The organism is Pedobacter nototheniae, from assembly GCF_032678625.1.
Lineage (GTDB): Bacteria > Bacteroidota > Bacteroidia > Sphingobacteriales > Sphingobacteriaceae > Pedobacter > Pedobacter nototheniae_A.
Window position 1 is genome coordinate 291,513 of the sequence record NZ_JAVTSO010000005.1, and the last position, 20,674, is coordinate 312,186.

A 20,674-nucleotide genomic window follows, 5' to 3' on the forward strand; every position below is an offset into this window, starting at 1 on the left:
GTAGGGGTAAACGCCATCACAATTGTATTAGCTCTAAAATAACCTAATAGAGATAATATGATACCTGCACTTATTATTTGGCTATGCAAAAAATACATTGCACCCAGAATCCACAAAAGAAGTTTACTTAGAAAAGCAACCGCTTTAAAAATTCAGGTCATGACCGTCGTTTTTATAGCGGTTGCGTCACAGTTGCCTGCTCAATCGCAAAGTAGCAGTAAATATAACATTAAGCGCAATGGCGAAGTTATTGGGCAATTATATTTCAACCAGAAAGAAGATGGAAACAATACTTTTCTGAAAATTACTTCTAAGGTAAACACCCGCTTTGTTTTTAAAATTGATGTGGAAACGGAAGATGTAGCACATTTTAAAAATGGCAGGCTAATTTCTTCAGGTGTTAACCGCATCGTAAATGGTGATCCAAAAGAATTTAAAAAAACCAGTCTTCAAAACGAGATTTATCAAACTCAGGCCGGAAAAAAAACAGGTACCCTCAAAAAAAGTATCAATTATAGTATGATGCTTTTATATAGCAAAGAACCGGTAAATGAAACGGAAATATATTCTGATAATTTTCAATGTTTTGTTCCTGTTGAAAAGAAAGGCAAACATCAATACCGCATTACCCTGCCCGATGGTAATTATAACGACTACCAGTTTGAGGATGGTATTTGTAAAACTGTAACCGTTAATCATTCTATGTACACCATTAAAATGGAAAGGGTTTAATTATGGAAGCTGTAAATAATAAATACATTAAAATTTTAGTAACAGGTGCATCAGGTTTTATTGGGCGTAAATTAAGTTTAACCCTGGCCGAAATGGGTTATGATGTAATTGCATTATGCCGAAACATTCATCACCCTTACCTTATTCCACACCGTAACATCCAGTTTGTAAAAGGTGATATTTTAGATGCAGCAAGTTTGGAGCATGCAATGGAAAATTGTTACCAGGTTTACCATACTGCTGCTATGGCTAAAATGTGGTGTAAAAACGAGCAGGATTTTTACGATGTAAATGTAGTAGGTACACGAAATGTTTTAACCTGTGCTTTAAAACTGGGGGTAGAGCGTGTGGTACATACTTCTACCTGTGGTGTTTGGGGGCCAACTTTAAATTTACCGATTTCTGAGAATGATCCCCGTGCAGTAGGTTTTGCAATAAATTACGAAAGAACAAAATACCTGGCAGAACTTGAGGTAAAAGAATTTGTGAAAAGGGGATTGGATGTTGTTATCGTAAATCCCTCCAGGGTGTACGGCGATGGCCCGATAACCGACAGTAATACCGTAAGTAAAATGGTAAGTGGCTATATTAATGGTACCTGGCATTTTATTCCGGGTGATGGAAATGCAATTGCAAATTATGTTTTTGTGGATGATGTAGTCAACGGGCATGTATCGGCAATGGGTAAGGGGAGGAACGGGGAAAGGTATATTTTAGGCGGAGAAGACATTTGCTTTAACAGTTTTTTTGAAACCCTGAAAAGGATTACTGGGAAAAATCGGAATTTGTTTAAAATTCCGGTAGGTGTAATTAAAGCTTACAGCCATTTTGAGGCCTTTAAAACCCGGTTGCTAAATTTAACACCCTACTTTTTGCCCGAATTTGCTGATCGGTTAAATTGCAACCAGCAATATAACAGCAATAAAGCAATTGCTGAACTAAATTATAGAATTACGCCATTTAATATAGGAATTGGAAAAACCATTGAACACTTACAAAAAAATGTATTATGGAGAAGTTAATTGCATTAGTTACCGGAGCAAGCGAAGGGTTGGGGAAATCTTTTGCTTTAGAACTTGCGGGCAGAGGGATGGATTTAGTATTGGTTTCTTTACCAAACAGCGGATTAGACCATTTGGCCAATTACCTCCGCTTAAACTTTAATTGTAAAGTTTTTTGTATCGAAAAAGATTTAACAGAGGCCAATTCTGCTTACGACATTTTTAAAATGTTAAGCGAGCAGGAAGTTAAGGTTAACCTTTTAATTAATAATGCCGGTCTTGGGAACTGGTCGTGGTTTGAAGAAAAAAATATTGATTTTTATAAAACGCAGATAGATTTAAATATTACGAGCACCGTGTTGCTAACCCGGTTATTTTTAAATCATATTAATAAAAATGAGCAGAATTATATTTTAAATGTAGGCAGTTTGGGTGGTCATTTTATTGTACCAAAGAAACAAGTTTATGGTGCTACAAAATCTTTTATTGGTTACTTTACGCGGTGTTTACAACTGGAGTTGAGCGGTACAAAAGTAAATATTAGCTTATTAAGCCCGGGAGGAATTAATACCAAACCCGAGTTGCTTGTACTTAACCATGCTTTAAAGGGAATAGCAAAAGCCACCATACTGGAACCCGAGTTTGTAGCAAGAGCTGCAATAAACGGCGTGCTGAAAGGACAGAAGGAAATTGTTCCGGGTTTAGCTAACCGCTTTTTGGTTATACTGGATAAAATTATCCCGGGATTTTTAAAAGAAATGATTATAAGGCGTAAATTGAGCGCAATTTTAAATGTTTAGCAGGGGTTGATGGCGCGATTACGATAGAAAAAACCAGATAACAATCTTATTAACTCACTTGGAAAGTAACGACACCAACCTTATAGCACTAATTAAACAAGGAAATAAGCCTGCTTTTGATGCTGTTTTTATCAAACATTTTAAGCAATTGCATGCCTATGCCAATGCCATTGTTAAAGAGCGGGATGATGCTGAAGAAATTGTTCAGAATGTATTTGTAAAGGTATGGACCAAAAGAGAACAGCTTAAAACAGATGGATATTTAAAATCATTTCTATATCGGGCAGTACACAACGAAAGTTTAAATTATTTGAAGCATAAAAAAATACGGTCGAAATTTGACCTGCATTATGCAGATTCGGCTAAAAATGAAATGGGCAACTTAAATAAAGATTTGATGGCTGCAGAACTGGAACGAAATATCCATGCTGCAATAAATGAATTGCCCGAAAAATGTCGTGAAGTGTTTCAGTTAAGCCGTTTCGAACAGCTTAAATACCAGCAAATTGCTGATGCTCTGAACATTTCAATAAAAACAGTAGAAAACCAAATGGGTAAAGCTTTAAAGATCCTCCGTTTAAAAATGGTCGATTTTCTGATTGTCTTATTCATTTATTTAATGAAATGGTAAAACGAATAAAACAAAAATTCCAAGCATAAAGCGTATGGATGAAAAGTATACATATATAAATGACGATTTACTTGCTAAATGTCTGTTGAATGAAGCTTCGGAAGAAGAGCATTTGGAGGTACAAAAGTGGGTAAATGAACACGCTTTAAATTTAAAATATTTTGAAGACTTAAAAACCATTCTGGAGAAGAGTAAACTTCAACCCGACGAAAGTATTAATGAGTATGAAGCACTTGAGCGGTTAAATGCACGTTTAGCGCTACAGCATAAAAGAAATGGATTTTTAAAATTATTCCGCTTGGCGGCAGCTATTATCGTTGTTTGCGGATTGAGCTGGTTTATATATTTAAATACCATCGCAAGCAACATAGATGTTCAGTCGGCAAATCATGTAGTTACTACATCTCTTCCCGATGGTTCGGTTGCCATCTTAAATAAAGAATCGGTACTTACTTTTAAAGGCGGTTTTTTTAGTAAAAACCGAGCGGTTAGCCTAAAAGGAGAAGCATTCTTTAAAGTTAAACCAGATCAATCAAAGCCTTTTATTATAAAAGTAAATCAGGTAACTGTAACCGTTGTGGGTACATCTTTTAATGTTAAAAGCTTGAATGGTAAAACCATTGTTATTGTAGAAACCGGAATAGTGAAAGTGAATAATGCTAAAGATAGTATTCGTTTAATTGCGGGAGAAAGCGTCCAGTTGCAATCCAATCAGGCACATTTAAAAAAGGTTTTAAATAAAGGGAAATTGTACAATTACTATTATACCAACGAATTGGTTTGTGATAACACACCACTGGAAGAACTGGTGCCCGTATTAAATGAAAAATTTAACGTAAATATCATCATCAGTAACCCCAAAATTAAATCATTACCAATCAGTACTGTTTTTAAAGACGAATCGCTCAATGAAATTTTAGGAATAATTGTGGAGACCTTTAAAATAAAGGTGGTTACCAAAAATGGAGTTACTGAATTAAAATAAATCCTCCTATGCATTTTTATACTAAATTCTGTTTCTTTTTATTGTTTCTGATCCGTTTTTCATTCGTTGTACATGCGCAAACCACTTTAAACAGAAAAATTTCCCTGCAAATCGAAAACCAGTCTCTTAAAAAAGTGCTGGCCATGATCGAACAAAAAGGCGATTTCAGGTTTTCTTTCAATAGCAACATTATGCCTTTGGATAGCCTAATTAATATCCGGAAAAATAATTTAACAATTTCTGATGCGCTCGACCAGATTTTAAACCAACGATACGAATACCACCAGTCGGGCAATTTTGTAATTATCAGGTATGCACCAAACGAATTGGTGCTAATGGTAAAAGAATCATCCGGTAATACCGATGCGTATTCTATTACGGGTCAAATTGTAGACAAATATAGTGGTGTGCCCATAAAAAATGCGAGTGTTTATGAGCGGTTCCTGCTTCAGTCTCAACTGTCAGATGAAAACGGGTATTTCTCCATGAGGTTAAAAAATATTACTCAGCCGATAGCCCTAACAGTTACCAAAGAGAATTATAAAGTGATAACCAATTATTTCTTAGCTGAAGTAAACATTAATGAAGATGCAGATGATCGAACCGATAGCAAAGCAACTGAACGTTTTGTAGATGGAGATTTATTTGATGTTGAGCAAACAGCTTTGGGCAGGGCATTAATTACAACAAAACAAAGGATTCAGTCTGTTAATATTGGAGGGCTTATTTCAGAAGCACCTATACAGCTCGCCTTAGTTCCCGGAATAAATTCTCATGGTTCATTAAGCGGGCAGGTCGTTAATAATTTTTCATTTAATGCAATAGGTGCATATAGCGCTGGTGTTGATGGGATGGAAATAGGATTGGTTTTTAACATTAATAAAACCGATGTTAGGTATTTTCAGTTTGCAGGTGCTTTTAATTTGGCTGGCGGAAACGTACAGGGTGTACAGATCGCTGGTCTTTTTAATGCTGTATTGGGGAATAGCAACGCATTGCAGATTGGTTTAGGCTATAATCAGATTGGTAAAAATATGCGGGGCGTGCAGGTAGCCGGATTTTATAACAGGGTGAAAGCAGATATGGACGGCATGCAGGTTTCTGTAGGACTTAATGCTGTAGGGGGCAATGTAAATGGTGTGCAGGTTTCAACATTTAATCAGATAAGAAGAAATAAAAGAGGTTTGCAGATAGGGGTTTTTGGAAATGCTGTAGGAGGGAGAAGCTCTGGATTCCAAATTGCAGGTGTTGCCAACTACAATAAAGAAGTTAATGGCTTTAGTGTGGCTTCTTTAACCAATATTACGGCTAAAACGGCCAGCGGAATGCAAATTGCAGCCTTTAATTATGCTAAAACTTTAAAAGGCCTGCAGGTTGGATTGATTAATTTTTCAGGAAAAAATGAAGGATATTCGATTGGCCTGGTTAATGTTGCATTGAATGGTTACCATAAAATAGGGTTTAATACCAACGAAACTACTCCGGTAAATTTTGTTTACAAAGGCGGAAGCAAGCATTTGTACAACATGCTGATGTTTGGAATAGAAAATAAATCATCTTCAAAACTTTATACAGGAGGCTTGGGTTTTGGAACAGAACTTAATGTATATAAACGATTCTCTATTAACCCCGAAATAAGTGCGCAATATGTATACCAGGGAAGCTGGGATCATTTTAATCTTTTAAATAAGATTGAGCTTCCGTTAAACATCAGGCTAAATAAATGGCTGGCCGTGCAGGGTGGCCCATCTTTAAATGTGTATTATACCAAACAAAGTGAAAAAATCGGAGCTTATGGGCTACTCCAGGAAAAGCATAAAGATTTTTCTTTTGGCAATACCAATTATACAGGCTGGCTGGGTTGGAGTGTTGGGCTGCTGCTACTTTAAGTAAAAATCCGGGCCAATAATGTTTTTACAATCGTCACCTTGAAATGGATTCAAGGTGACGAAAAGTACATCCAAATCTATAAAGTTTAAAAGTCTTAAAATTTAAACTCACCTTGCTTAATGATCGAATTCAGTAGGGTTTTTAGCTAAATCTTCTTCAGAAATAACTTTTCTAACTTTCTTTTTATCCAGCCATAAAACCAGTGCAGGTAATAAGGTTAAGTTAAAAATTAAGGCAACAAATAGGGTTATAGAGAGTAATAAGCCTAAAACTACCGTTCCACCAAAAGTTGATGCTGTAAATATCCCAAAGCCAAAAAATAAGATTAAAGCAATATGCGTCATGCTCACGCCCGTTTCAGTTATGGTATCTGTAATTACCTTGCGCACAGGGAAGTTAGTCAAATTCAGCTCCTGTTGGTAGCGGGTTAAAAAGTAGATGGTTTGATCAGAAGCCAAACCAAAAGCGATTGTAAAAATTAAAATAGTTGAAGGTTTTAAAGAAATTCCGAAATATCCCATAATTCCGGCGGTAATAATCAAAGGAACAATATTAGGCAATAATGAAATAAACATAATGCCGAGGCTTTTAAATTGCGCTAGTCGCAATAAAGAAATCAATACAATGGCCAGTGCAATACTTTCAACCAAATGTTTAAGCATATAATCGGTACCCTTAGAAAAAATAATACTTGATCCGGTAAGCTCCACATCAAATTTTGCTGGTGGTAAAATGCTGTCTATTCTTGGTTTTAATTCCAGTAAAATGGCATCGAGTCTTTTCGAACCCACATCCGCCATTTGAAAACTTAGTCTGGTACTCTGTTTATCTTTATCAACAAAATTGTTTAATAAACTTGCATTCCCCTTTCCACCATTAGCAATGTAAGCCAGAATAAAGTTTTTCTCCATATTATCGGGCAAACGAAAGTAGGTAGAATCATTATTGTAAAAGGCCTGAGTGGCATACTTGAGCCCCATGTTTAAAGAAAGCGGTGTTGAAAATTCAGGATAAGCCGAAATCATATTCTCCAGTTTTTCTATCCTTTTTAAGTTGGTCAGGTTTAAAACACCATTTTTTCTTTTAGTGTCTACACTCACCTCTAAGGGTAAGATACCTTCAAAATTTTTCTCAAAGAATTTAAGATCGGTTAAAATTTCGGAGTTTTTAGGTAAGTCATCTACAACATAACCATTAACATTAATTTTCATTACACCTATAAAAGCAATAATTGCAATTACAATGGTGCCAATGTAAATTAAGCTGCTTTTGTTTTGTACTAATTTATCTGTACCCACCAAAATACGATGTAAAAAACCCGCTTCAACATGGTTTTGGGCTTTTAATTTCGGTGCAGGTAAATAACTGAAAATAATGGGTACAAGGCATAAACACATTAACCAGGTAACCATAACGTTTATAGAAGCAACGCTACCAAATTGCATTAACAACTCGCTTCCGGTAAAATACAAAACACCAAAACCAATCGCTGCGGTAATGTTTGCAATTAAAGTAGTTACCGCAATACGCTCTATGGTAATGCTTAAAGCTTTTTGTTTATCGCCATGTTTCCTTAATTCATTTTGGTATTTATTTAAGAGCAATATACTATTCGGGATACCGATAATTACAATAAGAGGCGGAATTAATCCAGTTAAAATGGTTAATTCAAAGCCAAACAATACCAATGTTCCAATGCTCCAGATTACACCCATAATAACCACAAGGATGGGGAAGAACACCGCATAAAACTTTCTGAAAAATAATAAGAGGATAATCGCCGAAACGAGTATTGATAAACCCAGAAAGAGAACAAACTCATTACTTACAAGCTTACTAACAGCTGTACGGATATAAGGAAGGCCTGAAATATGTACCTGGATTTTAGTCGATTTCTGAAAAGCCTTTGCTTTTTCTTCAATCTGCTTTAAAATCGGATTTCTCTCAGCGGTATTAAGTATTTTGGTATCAAAGGTTATCGCCATCAAAGTAGCGTTAGTTTTATTAAAAACCTTTCCTTCAAAAAATGGCGTATTATATAAGGTATTTTTGATAGAATCCATCTCCGCATCCGTTTTAACCAAGCCACCGGGCAAAGGTTTTAATGCGAATTTCTGATTTACCGTATCTTTTTCAAGCTGAAAAATTCTTCCGGTTGATAAAACTTGTTTAATGCCTTTTAATTTTTGGATTTCTGTGGAAAGCTGAACCCATTGATTATAAACCTCTTTTTTAAAAATATCAGGAGATTGTATGCCAACAACCATAATGCTTCCATCTTCTCCAAACTGTTTTTTAAAGGCATTATACTTTATGAAGGCGCTATCTGTAACGGGTAAAATTTTACTTCCTGTATAAGATAATTTAACATTTTTAGCCTGCCAAGCCATGAAAACAGTACCCAATAAAAAAAATACGATGATAGCAATTCTGTTCTGAAGGATGAATCTCGATAGCTTAACCCACATGTGAAGTTTAGTTTTAATTTATAGTAATAACGACAAAACTAAACCTTATTTGCAAATGAGGAATATTTTTTGCGTATTTAAATTTGCACAAATAACATACTTTTGAAAAAATTGTTTGATCCGTATGCTACATAAAGTTAGAGGTATAGTTTTAAAGACCACAAATTACAGCGAAACCAGTGTGATTGTACAGGTTTTTACCGATAAATTTGGCATGCAGTCGTACCTGATTAATGGAGTTAAAAAGCCCAGGGCGAAGATTAAAATGAATATGCTCCAATCGCTTCATTTATTGGATATGGTGGTGTATCATAAGGTAAATACAAATATCCAGCGCATCTCGGAACTTAGGCAGACCCCAGTTTTTAAAACGATACCCTATGATGTAATTAAAAGCAGCATCACCATTTTTTTAAATGAGGTGCTGTATAAAAGTATCAGGCAACAATCCGCAGATGAAAGTTTATTCAATTATATTTTTAATTCTATTGCATGGTTTGATGAGAATACAGAACTGAATCCTAATTTTCACCTTTCGTTTTTATTAAAATTAACCCGTTTTTTAGGTTTTTCGCCAAATGATAAACGCAGAGCTGATCAAAATTATTTTGATTTACAGGAGGGCGCATTCGTATCAAGGCCGCCAATTCACAGCAATTATCTCGAATTGGAAGATGCTTTGCGCTTTATTTCACTTTTTAATGCGCCATTAGAAAAAATATTTGAAATAAAATTCAGCAATGTTCAGCGCAGATTTCTGTTAGATAAGATATTGGTTTTCTATACCTTACATACAGCCTCTTTCGGCGAAGTTCAGTCGCATAAAATCCTCGAAACATTATTGGCTTGAGAAAAATGAAAAAAATATTTGCACAACAATTTTATAGCGCTATATTTGCATTCCCAAACGGAGAAAGGGAAATTAGCTCAGCTGGTTCAGAGCACCTCGTTTACACCGAGGGGGTCGGGGGTTCGAACCCCTCATTTCCCACAAAAAAGCCTTTCATTTAAACTGGAAGGCTTTTTTATACTAAGTTTGGAATACCCTAAAAAGGGAAATTAGCTCAGCTGGTTCAGAGCACCTCGTTTACACCGAGGGGGTCGGGGGTTCGAACCCCTCATTTCCCACACTAAGCCTTTCAGTAATACTGGAGGGCTTTTTTCGTTTAAATATTTATCGCGTAAAATATTGTCATTAATGAAGCTCTTTTTCTACGCAAACGATTGATTCTAATTTTAATAAGGCATAATTTCAACCTTTCCCCGCGTTTTGTTTAGGTCTATAGTTGCCAAATCAGCGTTTAAAAAATAAATGTTTTCAACAAATTTCTCTTTGTAGTATTAATTATTCACTAAAGTTATTTCTATTAAAAATCAACGTTCTTTAAAACAAACGTTTGCGCTGATTTTTGTGCTGTATTTTTATCGTTGTTTAGTTCGCTAATGTTAAATTAGGTTACTAATGTGTTGATATAATACATCTTAACTAAACTATAAATACAAGCTTAACCAATGAAAAAAATAACTAAATCAATAGCAAACCTAATGGTATTGGGTTTTGTATTACTTACCGTTTCCTGTAAAAAGCAAGAAACTGGCTTGAGCCAAAATGATACGATTTTAAATAAAGAAGGGTTGCTATCTGCAAAATCTTTGGGAGGCACATCGCTAACCGTTTCTATGGGTGGTAATGCTTTCGTAACTACATTAGCCTCTGGCGGTGCCGAAACGGTTACAACTACAAAATTAGCCAACTGGACCAATGCAAACAGTATTTTCAGTTCTTACTTCAGGTTAGGAAATACAGGGGCGCTTACGGTAGCTGTTAAAGCTTCAGTACCTACCGGCACAAGCGTTTTGAAAATTACCATCAATGGTACGCCTTTTAATGTAACCGCAACAGGTTCTGCATATACCACGTATAATGTGGGTACGATTAATATCACCAATCCAGGTTATGTAACGGTTCAATTCCAGGGAGTAAGCAAAACAGGTTCTTATTTTGCCGATGTAACCGATCTGGTAATTAGTGGTTCTTCAGTAGCTGCTAATGTTAATTATGCTGATGACCCTGCAAACTACTATTGGTCAAGACGAGGACCTTCAGTTCATTTAGGTTTTACAACTCCAGCCAATACAGAGTGGTTTTACAATGAGGTTACTGTTCCATCAGGGCAGGATAAAATCGGAAGTTATTATATGGCAAATGGTTTTAATGGTGGATATTTCGGTATGCAGGTAAATTCAGCAACAGAGAGAAGAATGATTTTCTCTGTCTGGAATCCAACATCGGGAACAACTACCTGGACCAGGAAAGGAACCAATGTGGTTGCCACTAACTTTACCGGAGAAGGGGAGGGCGGACAATCTTACTTAATATACAACTGGATTACGGGAAATACTTATAAATTTTTAACACAGGCAAAACCTGATCGCCTGGGAAATACCATTTATTCTTCCTGGTTTTATGCGCCTGAGTTAAACACCTGGACTTTTATGGCTTCATGGAAAAAGCCAAATACAAATGCTTATTTAGGAGGTTTATATTCCTTTCTGGAAAACTTTATAGATACCAATGGTTATTTAGGAAGAAAGGCAGAATACAATAACCAGTGGATTAGAAATACTTCGGGTACCTGGACAGAAATTACCTCGGCTAACTTTACCGTGGATGCTACGGGAAGTAACCAGCAGCGAATGGATTTTGCAGGCGGCGTATCGGGCGGGAAGTTCTATTTGCAAAATGGTGGTTTCTTTTCCAGCTATGTAAATGCCAACCAAACCTTTACCAGAACGGCAACCGGTGCGGCACCAACTGTTGATTTAACTACACTTCCATAACGGTTTAAGGGCAAAGCAGGTTGATGTATACTGTTTTGCCCTTAATTTAAAGTAATCGCAATAAATTATTTATCTTATTCAAATTTATATCCGAAATTGGCAGGAGAAATTTGTTTTAAAATGTAGATGGGTAATAAAATTGTTCGCTTTATTTTCTTTGGGAACTACTTCGTAGGGATACTGGCCGTTGCCCTAACAATAGAAGCAACTCAACAACTCCGGTTGCCTTACAATTCCTTAAATTATTTTGCATTGTTGTTTTTAGCACCCATCATATATTATACTTATGCTTACAATAAGGTTTCTACAGAGCCATCTTTAACCAACCCACGTAACCAATGGTATTATAAACATAAAACTTTTATTAACTGGAGTCAGGGCTTACTCTTTGGAATTTGTTTACTGCTGGCGGTTAATTTGCTTTATATAAACGATCACAATATCCTGAAGTTACCCCTTAGTTATTGGGTTGCAATCCTAATCATTATTGTAGCCGGAGGCTTATATTATGGATTACTTCCCCGTTCATTTATTAAATTTAATCTACGCAGTACAGGTTGGCTCAAAGCTTTTGTAATTGGTTTTGTATGGGCTTGTTGCGCAAATGTACTGCCCTTAATTATGCTGAAAATTGAAACTGGAATTGAATACCATGATTCGGTTTTATGGACCTGGCTTTTTATTAAAAACTGGATGTTTTGCACAGTAAATGCCATTATTTTTGATATTAAAGATTATCCAACTGATGCGAACAAACACCTCAGAACATTTGTAGTGCGATATGGTTTGCGGAATACCATTTTCTATGTGTTAATCCCCCTGTTAATTATTGGGCTTATTTCTTTATTTGTATTTGCATATTTTAAAGGTTTTGGCATATTGCAGGTATTTTTTAACGTTTTACCCTTTGTGCTTACCATTTACGTGGCCTATTCCATGCATAAACGGAAAAATATTTTGTATTACTTAATGGTTATTGATGGTTTAATTTTATTCAAAGCCATCTGTGGTATTATAGGTATGCAATTTGTTCATTAGTTTACCAAAACACCAGTTTAAAAACTAACCCATGATGATTAATAACTACGATAAAATTGCCAATCATTATGATCAGCTTAGCAGAATGGTATTTTTTAAATCGCAGTTAAATGCACAAATCAACCAATTAAAATACCTCAAAAAAAATAATGTTATTTTAATCGTTGGTGGCGGTACCGGATGGATTTTAGAAGAAATAGCCCAGCTTTTTGATACAGGATTACATATTGTGTACGTAGAAATATCAGAAAAGATGATCGAACTTTCGAAAAAAAGAAAGATTAAAAACAATCGGGTAGATTTTGTACACATAGGTATTGAAGACTTTCAAACCAGTTTAGATTTTGATGTTATACTAACGCCTTTTCTGTTTGATAACTTTACCCAGAATAAGGCTGCAACGGTTTTTGAAAAATTAGATTCACTTTTAAAAAATAATGGGTATTGGTTTCTGGTTGATTTTACGCTAAACAAAGGAAACGGGAAATGGTGGAAATCAATTTTACTTAAATCTATGTACATTTTTTTTAAACTGTTAAAAATTGTTGAAGCCTCTAATTTGGTTAATATGGAACCCCATTTCTTATCAAAAGGTTACTTCAAAATAGAAGAAAATTTTTATTACGGAAACTTTATAAAAGCAGCTATTTTCAAGAAAAATTAAATATGACAATATTTTTATGCAACAATGTTGCTTTTGTGTTTTTATAACAGATCTTTGCATAAAAATAATACTATGGATTTTGATGTAATTATAATTGGAGGAAGCTATGCAGGTCTTTCTGCCGCATTAACATTAGGCCGATCATTAAGAAAAGTTTTAGTGATAGATGACCAAAAACCCTGTAATGCGCCAACGCCGCATGCGCATAATTTTTTAACACATGATGGAGACAAGCCTGCTGATATTGCAAAAAAAGCAAGACTGGAAGTTGCCCGCTACCTGAATATAAATTTTTTGGATGAAAAAGCGGTTTCAGCCTATAAGCAGGATGAAGGTTTTATTGTTGAAGTAGAAAACGGAACATCGTTCAGTGCCCGTAAAATATTATTATCCAATGGGTTGAAAGATATTATGCCTGATATTAAAGGTTTTTCCAACTGCTGGGGTATTTCTGTTTTACATTGTCCATATTGTCACGGATATGAAGTTCAGAACCAGAAAATTGGTCTTTTAATGAACGGAGATCAGGCATTTGATATGGCTAAAAACCTGAACAACTGGAATAAAGACTTGGTTATATTAACAAACGGGGAAGCGCAGTTTACCGGATCGCAACTGGATAAGTTTAAAGAAAAATCTATTGAAATTATAGAAGATGAAATTGCTGAAATAACACATAAAAACGGAAACCTGAAAAGCGTTGTTCTCAAAAGTGGAAAAGAATTGCCGCTGGTTGCTATATACGCCAGACCGGAAATCGAGCAAAACGGATTATTATTTAAGCACTTAAATTGTGAGCTAACTGAAAACGGAACACTAAAGGTTGACGAATTTTATAAAACAAACATTAAGGGTGTTTATGCAGCAGGCGATTGTGCCTCATTGTTCAGAACACTTGGTGGCGTAACCGCAGCAGGTACAATGGCTGGTGTTATGCTAAATAAGGAAATGATTAATGAAGATTTTTAAAAGAAAATTGAACCTACAATTGCAATCAGAAATAATGCAGCCATTACAACTCTATCTGCGTTAATCCACTCTGCTTTAGTAAGCGGTCTGATTTCTTTTTTTAAACTTTCATCTTTCACCCTGGAAAGCCTGAAAAGGGATGTGTCTAATTTGATAATCATAATGGTCAAATGTTTTATAGGATGTTTTTCATAAAACAAATGTTGAGCCAAATCAAGAAATAATTGTTAAAATGTTAATAACTTATGTTTTTATGTTAAATAATTGATATTTATACTCTTGCAAAAATACATTCAATAAAAAAAGGTACATTTCCTGATCAGAAATGTACCTTTTTTATAAGAACAATGTAGATGATTTACTGCACTGCAGGAAAAAATATTTTATAATTCCTCGGTAACTTTATTCATTTTCGCTTTTAGCTTACTGTTCTTTTTACCATACCAGAAATAAATGGCCAACCCAATAATTAACCAAACGGCCAGCCTTAACCAGGTTTCCCAGGGCAGAAAAACCATCATAGCAATACAGGTTAAAATTCCTAAAATAGGAATAAGCGGAACTAAAGGAACTTTAAAAGGGCGTTTGGCATCAGGATCAGTTTTGCGCAAAATCAGGATACCTACACAAACCATTAAAAAGGCAAGCAAAGTACCAATACTGGTCATTTCTCCTACAACATTTATCGGAACAAAGGCCGCAAACAAGGCGATAAAAATGCAAAGCATAATGTTCGATTTCCATGGTGTTTTAAATTTCGGATGCACATCCGAAAATACTTTTGGTAATAATCCATCTTTACTAATGGAGTAAAACATACGCGATTGTGCCATTAAATCAATCAATATTACTGATGTATAACCAATTAAAATGGCCAAAATAATGGCTTGACTCAACCACGCATAAGGTGTTTTTTCAATGGCAATGGCAACAGGAGCACCACTATTGGCAAATTCTTTATAATTAGCCAAACCCGTCATTACATGCCCGAATAAACCAAACAAAACTGTACAAACCACTAAAGATCCAATAATTCCAATGGGTAAATCACGGGAAGGGTTTTTGGTTTCCTGGGCTGAGGCCGCAACCGCATCAAAACCGATAAATACAAAAAACACCAATCCGGCACCACGTAAAACACCGCTCCAGCCAAACTGTCCAAATGTTCCGGTGTTTTCAGGTATGTAAGGATGATAATTAGCCGGATCTATATATTGCCAGCCAAGCGCTATAAACACCAATACTACACCCACTTTCAAAAACACAATAATTCCGTTTACAATGGCCGAACCTTTTGTACCACGAATTAAAATTGCAGTCATTAATACCACAACCAAAGCAGCCGGAATGTTAATAATGCCATGAACGGAGGTTCCGTCGGCAAGTTTTCCGGTTTCAAAAGGAGATAAGGTAAGTTGCGGAGGCAGATAAATATGCAAACTTGCTAAAAAACGTGTCAGATATTGAGACCAGCTAATGGCAACTGTTGCACAGCCTACAGAATATTCTAAAACCAAATCCCAGCCGATAATCCAGGCAAAAAGCTTGCCCATGGTTGCGTACGAATAGGTATATGCACTGCCCGCTACCGGAATCATGGATGCAAATTCGGCATAACATAATGCTGCAAAACCGCAGCCCAGGGCTGCAATTACAAAAGAAAGGGTTACCGCAGGCCCAGAGTGGTTTGCTGCTGCGAGCCCGGTAATGGAAAATAAACCGGCACCAAGCGTTAAGCCCACTCCAATTAAAATTAAGTTAATTGGACCAAGCGTTCTTTTCAGTGTGCCCTCGCCTTTTTCGTTTGCTTCAGCAACTATGCTGGCAATAGATTTCTTCATGAAAATAAATTAGAATGTGCAAAAATATTAAAATATATTAAATCTATAGTATTTATATATTAATATCTTTTTAGGTCATTTTTTTGCGTTTAATAAAATTTTAAATAAAAATACTAAAATTTTATTTATCTGATTTTGAGTTTGTTATGTGTTTATTTTAATTTATTTTAGTACTATGTATTGCATAGTACATTATTAAACATATATCTTTGTATTATGATAGCAGAAAATACGCAAACACAAATGCGGAAGGGAATTCTGGAATATTGTGTTTTATCGATAATCTCCCGGGGAGAAATATACGCCTCAGATATAATTGCCGAACTGAGGTCGGCAAAGCTTTTGGTTGTAGAGGGCACTTTGTATCCGCTACTGACCCGGCTTAAAAATAACGGCCTTTTGGCTTACAATTGGGTAGAGTCTACTTCCGGCCCGCCGAGGAAATACTATACACTTACTGAAGTAGGAAAAGATATTTTATCTCAACTGAATCAAACCTGGCAGGAATTGGCTTATGCTGTGGGGATTTCGCAAAAAGGAGCCAATTCATAATTATTAAATCATACAGAAATGGAAAAGACCATCATCATAAATATAGGCAACACCATCATTCACATAGAAGAAAGTGCCTACGAACTCTTAAAAGCATATTTGACCGAAGTAAAACAACATTTTGCGAATCATGCAGATGATTTGGAAATTGTAACTGATATTGAGAACAGAATTGTTGAATTGCTTACAGAACAATTAGAAGAGCAGAAAAAACAGGTAGTTGATTTACCTAATGTAAATTTTGTAATTGGTAAAATGGGTCGTGTTCAGGATTTCGATACCGTTGAACAAGGAGAAGAAGAGCCCGTAATAAACACAAATTTTCAGTACCATGCTGAAAAAAAATTATACCGTGATATGGATGATCGTGTTGTAGCGGGAGTTTGTTCGGGTATAGCACATTATGTAAATATCGAGGCCAAATGGATCAGAATGGCAACCTTCCTGATTGCATGTATAGGCGGATTCGGGCTCTTGGTTTATGCTTTATTATGGATTATTATGCCGAAAGCCAAATCACGTTTAGAGAAAATGGAAATGAAAGGTGAGCCGGCCAATCTTCAGGGATTTCAGAAAAACCTGGATGAAGAACTGGAAGCTGTTAAAGATCGTTTAAAAGAAGTTAATGCACACGCGCAACCTATTTTTGCCCGTTTCGGCCAGGTAATTGGTGAGTTTTTTGAGTGGCTTGGAAGTTTTATATCAGGTACGGGTAAAGTTATTTTTAAAGTAATTGCAGGTTTTATTGTTGTATTTGGTGTATTGTTTTTAATCACTTTAATTATTTCTTCAGCTGCCTTTTTAGGTTTTTACGATGGGAATGCTTACGACTATTTTCCTTTATCCATTATCAACTATGGTTACCGCGATATTTTACTTTTATCGGCTTTCACGGTACTTTTTGTGCCAATTTTAGCGCTTGTATTGTTCTCTATTCGTGTTGCTTTTAATAAACAAGCCATTAATAAAACCCTTTCTTTCGCTTTATTAATAATATGGCTGGCCGGCGTGGCAACTGCAGGCTATTATACCGCAAAAATCTCCTCAGAATTTAAAGAACACGCAGAAATTATACAAACAATCGAATTAAAAACATTGCCCCTGTACGTAATAGATATAGATAAAAGCATGTTGTTTAGCCTGGAAGATAGTATTTCTTTTCACATCGGACCTGATTCTTTTAAAAACAGAAAAGTGCTGGATAATCCGGAAGATAATCCTTTCAGGGCACCTAAAAATATAAGAATCAATGTTGAAAAAAGTGAAAGTGGTAAAACAAGTTTAGTGCAAACCTATACCTCGCAGGGCAAAACTTTTAAAATAGCCTTACAAAATGCACAAAACATTGCTTACAGCTATACAAATACAGATAATGTTTTAATGTTTAGCCCAAGGTTACAACTTAAAAAGGACCTGAACTGGAGAGCGCAGGAAGTTAACTTAACCTTAAAGGTGCCCATCGGTACGAAGCTTGTTTTAAAGCAAGACGCTTATCGTTACATCAATAATTTTTATGCCTGGAGCTGTAATGACAATCAAAATAATAGCGATGATTTTAGTACCTGGATTATGACTGATGAAGGATTAAAGTGTAAGTATGAAATTGATCATCCGAAACCAGAAGAGCAAGATCAACAAAATAATTAAAAAATGTCTGTAACCTAAATCTAAAAATTAACGTCGAAGTTAGCATGTAATTTAAAGGTAACCGACAGATTTTAACAATACTTAAACAATAAATCGAACCAGGCGCCAATTTGTTAATCTGCAGATTGGCGGCAAAAAAAATATAACATGAAAACTTTCTTTACGTTAATTGCATGCCTTATGGTATGTGGGGTTTCCTTTGCCCAAAAAATCAATAAACTTTCAGGTAAAGTTGTTGATGAAAAAAACCAGGCTGTACCTTTTGCAATTGTTAGGTTATTGAACCTCCCGGATACTGCTGTGGTAAAAAGTGTATCTACCAATCCGGATGGTGAATTTTTTATAGACCAAGTAAAAAATGGAGATTACCTGATTAGTGTTTCCATGGTGGGTTATAAAAGTAAGAAAACAGCCAGGCTTGCTGTTAACGGTGATCGGAGCATTCCTGCAATTGGAATAGAAAGTACCACCAAACAATTAAATGAAGTAAATGTAGAAGGCAAAAGGCCTTTTATCGAACATCAGATAGATAAAACAGTTTTAAATGTAGAAAACAGCATTGTATCTACAGGCGGTAGTGCTTTAGATGTTTTAGAAAAAGCCCCTGGCGTACAGGTCGATCGCCAAAATGACCAGATAAAGCTGAATAATAAAGCAGGGGTACTGATTATGATTGATGGAAAAACCAATTACCTGTCGGGTGCAGATGTAACCACTTTATTGGGTAACATGAGCAGCGATCAGATTGGAACGATTGAGCTCATTACTAATCCATCATCTAAATACGACGCTGCGGGTAATGCTGGGATTATAAATATTAAGTTGAAGAGAAATAAAGCCTACGGTACAAATGGTACAGTATCTGCAAATCTGGGCCGCGGGATTATACCCAATGCACCAAGCGATTTATATCGTGGGGCATTAAATTTAAATTTAAACCACAGAGAAGGAAAATGGAATATTTTTGGAAACGGAAATGTAAATAGAAAGGTAAATTTTAACAATACGTTTTTAACCCGTACTACAGAGTCTGATGGTTTAGCCAGTGTGTTAACGCAAAATTTTGACCGTCAGAATACCGGAGTAGCTTATCAGGGGAAATTAGGAGCAGATTATTATGCATCTGAAAAAACAGTTTTCGGAGTTATGGTAGATGCAAATACCGTAAGTTCCAAGCTGCTTAATTTAAGCAATACGGATATTAATGAGGTGAAGAATGGCATTCCAAACTCCAGTTCGATCGTTCAAAATGCAAATTCAGAATTTCCAACCAGTAATGTAACGGCAAATTTTAATATTAAGCACGATTATAATAAAGATGGCAAGAGCATTACTTTCGATGCCGATTACTCAGGCTTCAGTAATAAAAAGGATGAAAATTTTTTAGCTGATTATTTAAATGCCAACGGGGCACCAACCAATAATACAACGTTAAAAAACTCAACAGATGCCAGGATTAACGTGTATGCTGCAAAAACAGATTTGACTTTGCCACTTTCTAAAACAATGAAAATTGAAGCAGGTTTAAAAAGCAGTTATGTGGTAACCAAAAATGATTTTATTTCGGAGCAATTTATTGGCGGGGTATGGCAAAATGATTTTAGCAAATCGAATTACTTTATCTATAAAGAAAATATTAACGCAGCTTATACCAATTTTTCTAAAGAATGGGATAAATGGCAAATACAAGTAGGCTTAAGGGCTGAGCATACCAATTCTAAAGGAAATTCGGTAACCGATAATAAACAGGTAAATAGAAATTATCTCTCTCTATTTCCAACGATATTTATTAACCAAAAATTAGATAAGGATAATAACATTCGTTATTCGTATAGCAGGCGCGTAGATAGACCCAATTACCAGCAATTAAATCCATTTGTGTTTTATTTGGATCCATTAGCCGTAGATCAGGGAAACCCATACTTAAAACCTCAGTTTACTGATAATTTCGAAATCGGATATACTTACAAACAAGCATCATTTACTTTAAATTATTCGGATACCCGCGATATGATTACCCAAATTAGCAAGCAGGATGATGCAACCAGGGTAATTAGCGTTATCCGCGAAAATTTGGGCCGGTCGCAGAATTTTTCTGCCAATGTTTATGTGCCGGTAAGAATATTTAGCTGGTGGAATTTACAGAACAGCGGCAGTTTATATTACCGGAAATTTAATGATGGTAATTTAGAAGGCGCTGCATATCGCGCCAGCAAAGCGTCGTTTAATTTGTATACTTCGAGTTCCTTTACTTTACCAAAAAACTTTAGCTTCGAGATCAATTTCTGGTATAATTCGCCAAGTATTTCCGGTGTGGAGCAAACCACCATTCCCCAATATGCCTTAAATGCAGGTTTGCAGAAAAGTATGCTGAACAAGAAACTGAAGTTCAGGTTAAATGTAGATGATATTTTTTTAACCAACCATTGGGAAGGTAAATTAGAATATCAAAATATTAATATGACGGTGGTGAACCATTACATTAGCCGAAGAGCGTATTTTAGCATCAGTTATGCATTTGGAAATCAGAATGTAAAATCAGAAAGAACTCGGAATACGGCTACTGACGATATTAAAGGCAGGGCCGGAGGTAATTAATTATTATACTTTAAATA

Annotated in this window: 17 protein-coding genes and 2 tRNA genes; 16 read left to right on the top strand and 3 right to left on the bottom strand. The window is 35.7% G+C overall.

Annotation, left to right across the window (positions count from 1 at the left end):
- Nucleotides 1-57: 57 nt before the first annotated feature.
- The 6 genes from R2Q77_RS16050 to R2Q77_RS16075 are packed head-to-tail and all read left to right on the top strand — an operon-like array spanning nt 58 to nt 6,038.
- Complete coding sequence (locus tag R2Q77_RS16050) at nt 58-732, top strand: DUF6134 family protein (protein WP_316804743.1); 675 nt, start codon at nt 58-60, stop codon at nt 730-732.
- A gap of 2 nt (nt 733-734) precedes the next feature.
- Entirely contained in the window at nt 735-1,754 is a 1,020-nt protein-coding gene (locus tag R2Q77_RS16055; protein ID WP_316804744.1) for an NAD-dependent epimerase/dehydratase family protein, read from the top strand.
- Nucleotides 1,742-2,533, top strand: a complete 792-nt coding sequence (locus R2Q77_RS16060; protein ID WP_316804745.1) for an SDR family NAD(P)-dependent oxidoreductase — start codon at nt 1,742-1,744, stop codon at nt 2,531-2,533. Before R2Q77_RS16055 ends, R2Q77_RS16060 begins: the two co-directional genes overlap by 13 nt.
- A 58-nt stretch (nt 2,534-2,591) precedes the next feature.
- Entirely contained in the window at nt 2,592-3,164 is a 573-nt protein-coding gene (locus tag R2Q77_RS16065) for an RNA polymerase sigma-70 factor (protein ID WP_316804746.1), read from the top strand.
- Between the two features lie 34 nt (nt 3,165-3,198).
- Complete coding sequence (locus R2Q77_RS16070) at nt 3,199-4,149, top strand: FecR family protein (protein WP_316804747.1); 951 nt, start codon at nt 3,199-3,201, stop codon at nt 4,147-4,149.
- A gap of 8 nt (nt 4,150-4,157) precedes the next feature.
- A complete protein-coding gene (locus tag R2Q77_RS16075) occupies nt 4,158-6,038 on the top strand; it encodes an STN domain-containing protein (RefSeq protein ID WP_316804748.1) in 1,881 nt (626 codons plus the stop codon).
- Nucleotides 6,039-6,155: 117 nt separating this feature from the next.
- On the opposite strand, the gene R2Q77_RS16080 is transcribed toward R2Q77_RS16075, so the two are convergent.
- Nucleotides 6,156-8,507 (bottom strand): efflux RND transporter permease subunit, encoded by a 2,352-nt coding sequence (locus R2Q77_RS16080; protein WP_316804749.1) that lies wholly within the window; start codon nt 8,505-8,507, stop codon nt 6,156-6,158.
- A 124-nt stretch (nt 8,508-8,631) separates the two neighbouring features.
- Here R2Q77_RS16080 and recO point away from each other — a divergent pair, with 124 nt between their 5' ends.
- The 7 genes from recO to R2Q77_RS16115 all read left to right on the top strand — a co-directional run bounded on the left by recO (nt 8,632) and on the right by R2Q77_RS16115 (nt 14,019).
- A complete protein-coding gene (recO, locus tag R2Q77_RS16085) occupies nt 8,632-9,357 on the top strand; it encodes a DNA repair protein RecO (protein ID WP_316804750.1) in 726 nt (241 codons plus the stop codon).
- A 66-nt stretch (nt 9,358-9,423) separates the two neighbouring features.
- Nucleotides 9,424-9,498: transfer RNA gene (locus R2Q77_RS16090), tRNA-Val, on the top strand.
- 62 nt (nt 9,499-9,560) lie between these two features.
- Nucleotides 9,561-9,635: transfer RNA gene (locus R2Q77_RS16095), tRNA-Val, on the top strand.
- A 384-nt stretch (nt 9,636-10,019) separates the two neighbouring features.
- A complete protein-coding gene (locus R2Q77_RS16100) occupies nt 10,020-11,348 on the top strand; it encodes a DUF3472 domain-containing protein (protein ID WP_316804751.1) in 1,329 nt (442 codons plus the stop codon).
- A gap of 126 nt (nt 11,349-11,474) precedes the next feature.
- Nucleotides 11,475-12,386, top strand: a complete 912-nt coding sequence (locus R2Q77_RS16105; protein ID WP_316804752.1) for a UbiA family prenyltransferase — start codon at nt 11,475-11,477, stop codon at nt 12,384-12,386.
- 31 nt (nt 12,387-12,417) lie between these two features.
- Entirely contained in the window at nt 12,418-13,050 is a 633-nt protein-coding gene (locus R2Q77_RS16110; RefSeq protein ID WP_316804753.1) for a class I SAM-dependent methyltransferase, read from the top strand.
- A 72-nt stretch (nt 13,051-13,122) separates the two neighbouring features.
- Nucleotides 13,123-14,019 carry an NAD(P)/FAD-dependent oxidoreductase gene (locus R2Q77_RS16115; RefSeq protein ID WP_316804754.1) on the top strand — a complete coding sequence of 299 codons (897 nt, stop codon included), beginning with the start codon at nt 13,123-13,125 and terminating at the stop codon, nt 14,017-14,019.
- Here R2Q77_RS16115 and R2Q77_RS16120 read toward each other — a convergent pair.
- Entirely contained in the window at nt 14,016-14,180 is a 165-nt protein-coding gene (locus R2Q77_RS16120; protein WP_316804755.1) for a hypothetical protein, read from the bottom strand. The genes R2Q77_RS16115 and R2Q77_RS16120 overlap by 4 nt on opposite strands.
- Nucleotides 14,181-14,402: 222 nt before the next feature.
- A complete protein-coding gene (locus R2Q77_RS16125; RefSeq protein WP_316804756.1) occupies nt 14,403-15,860 on the bottom strand; it encodes an amino acid permease in 1,458 nt (485 codons plus the stop codon).
- Between the two features lie 216 nt (nt 15,861-16,076).
- On the opposite strand from R2Q77_RS16125, the gene R2Q77_RS16130 reads away from it, so the two are divergent.
- The 3 genes from R2Q77_RS16130 (at nt 16,077) to R2Q77_RS16140 (ending at nt 20,657) form a co-directional block, all read left to right on the top strand.
- Nucleotides 16,077-16,412 (top strand): PadR family transcriptional regulator, encoded by a 336-nt coding sequence (locus tag R2Q77_RS16130; RefSeq protein ID WP_316804757.1) that lies wholly within the window; start codon nt 16,077-16,079, stop codon nt 16,410-16,412.
- Nucleotides 16,413-16,430: 18 nt separating this feature from the next.
- The gene (locus R2Q77_RS16135) at nt 16,431-18,059 is read left to right on the top strand and encodes a PspC domain-containing protein (RefSeq protein WP_316804758.1); all 1,629 of its coding nucleotides are present in this window, start codon (nt 16,431-16,433) and stop codon (nt 18,057-18,059) included.
- A 147-nt stretch (nt 18,060-18,206) separates the two neighbouring features.
- Nucleotides 18,207-20,657 carry a TonB-dependent receptor domain-containing protein gene (locus R2Q77_RS16140; protein WP_316804759.1) on the top strand — a complete coding sequence of 817 codons (2,451 nt, stop codon included), beginning with the start codon at nt 18,207-18,209 and terminating at the stop codon, nt 20,655-20,657.
- Nucleotides 20,658-20,674: the final 17 nt, after the last annotated feature.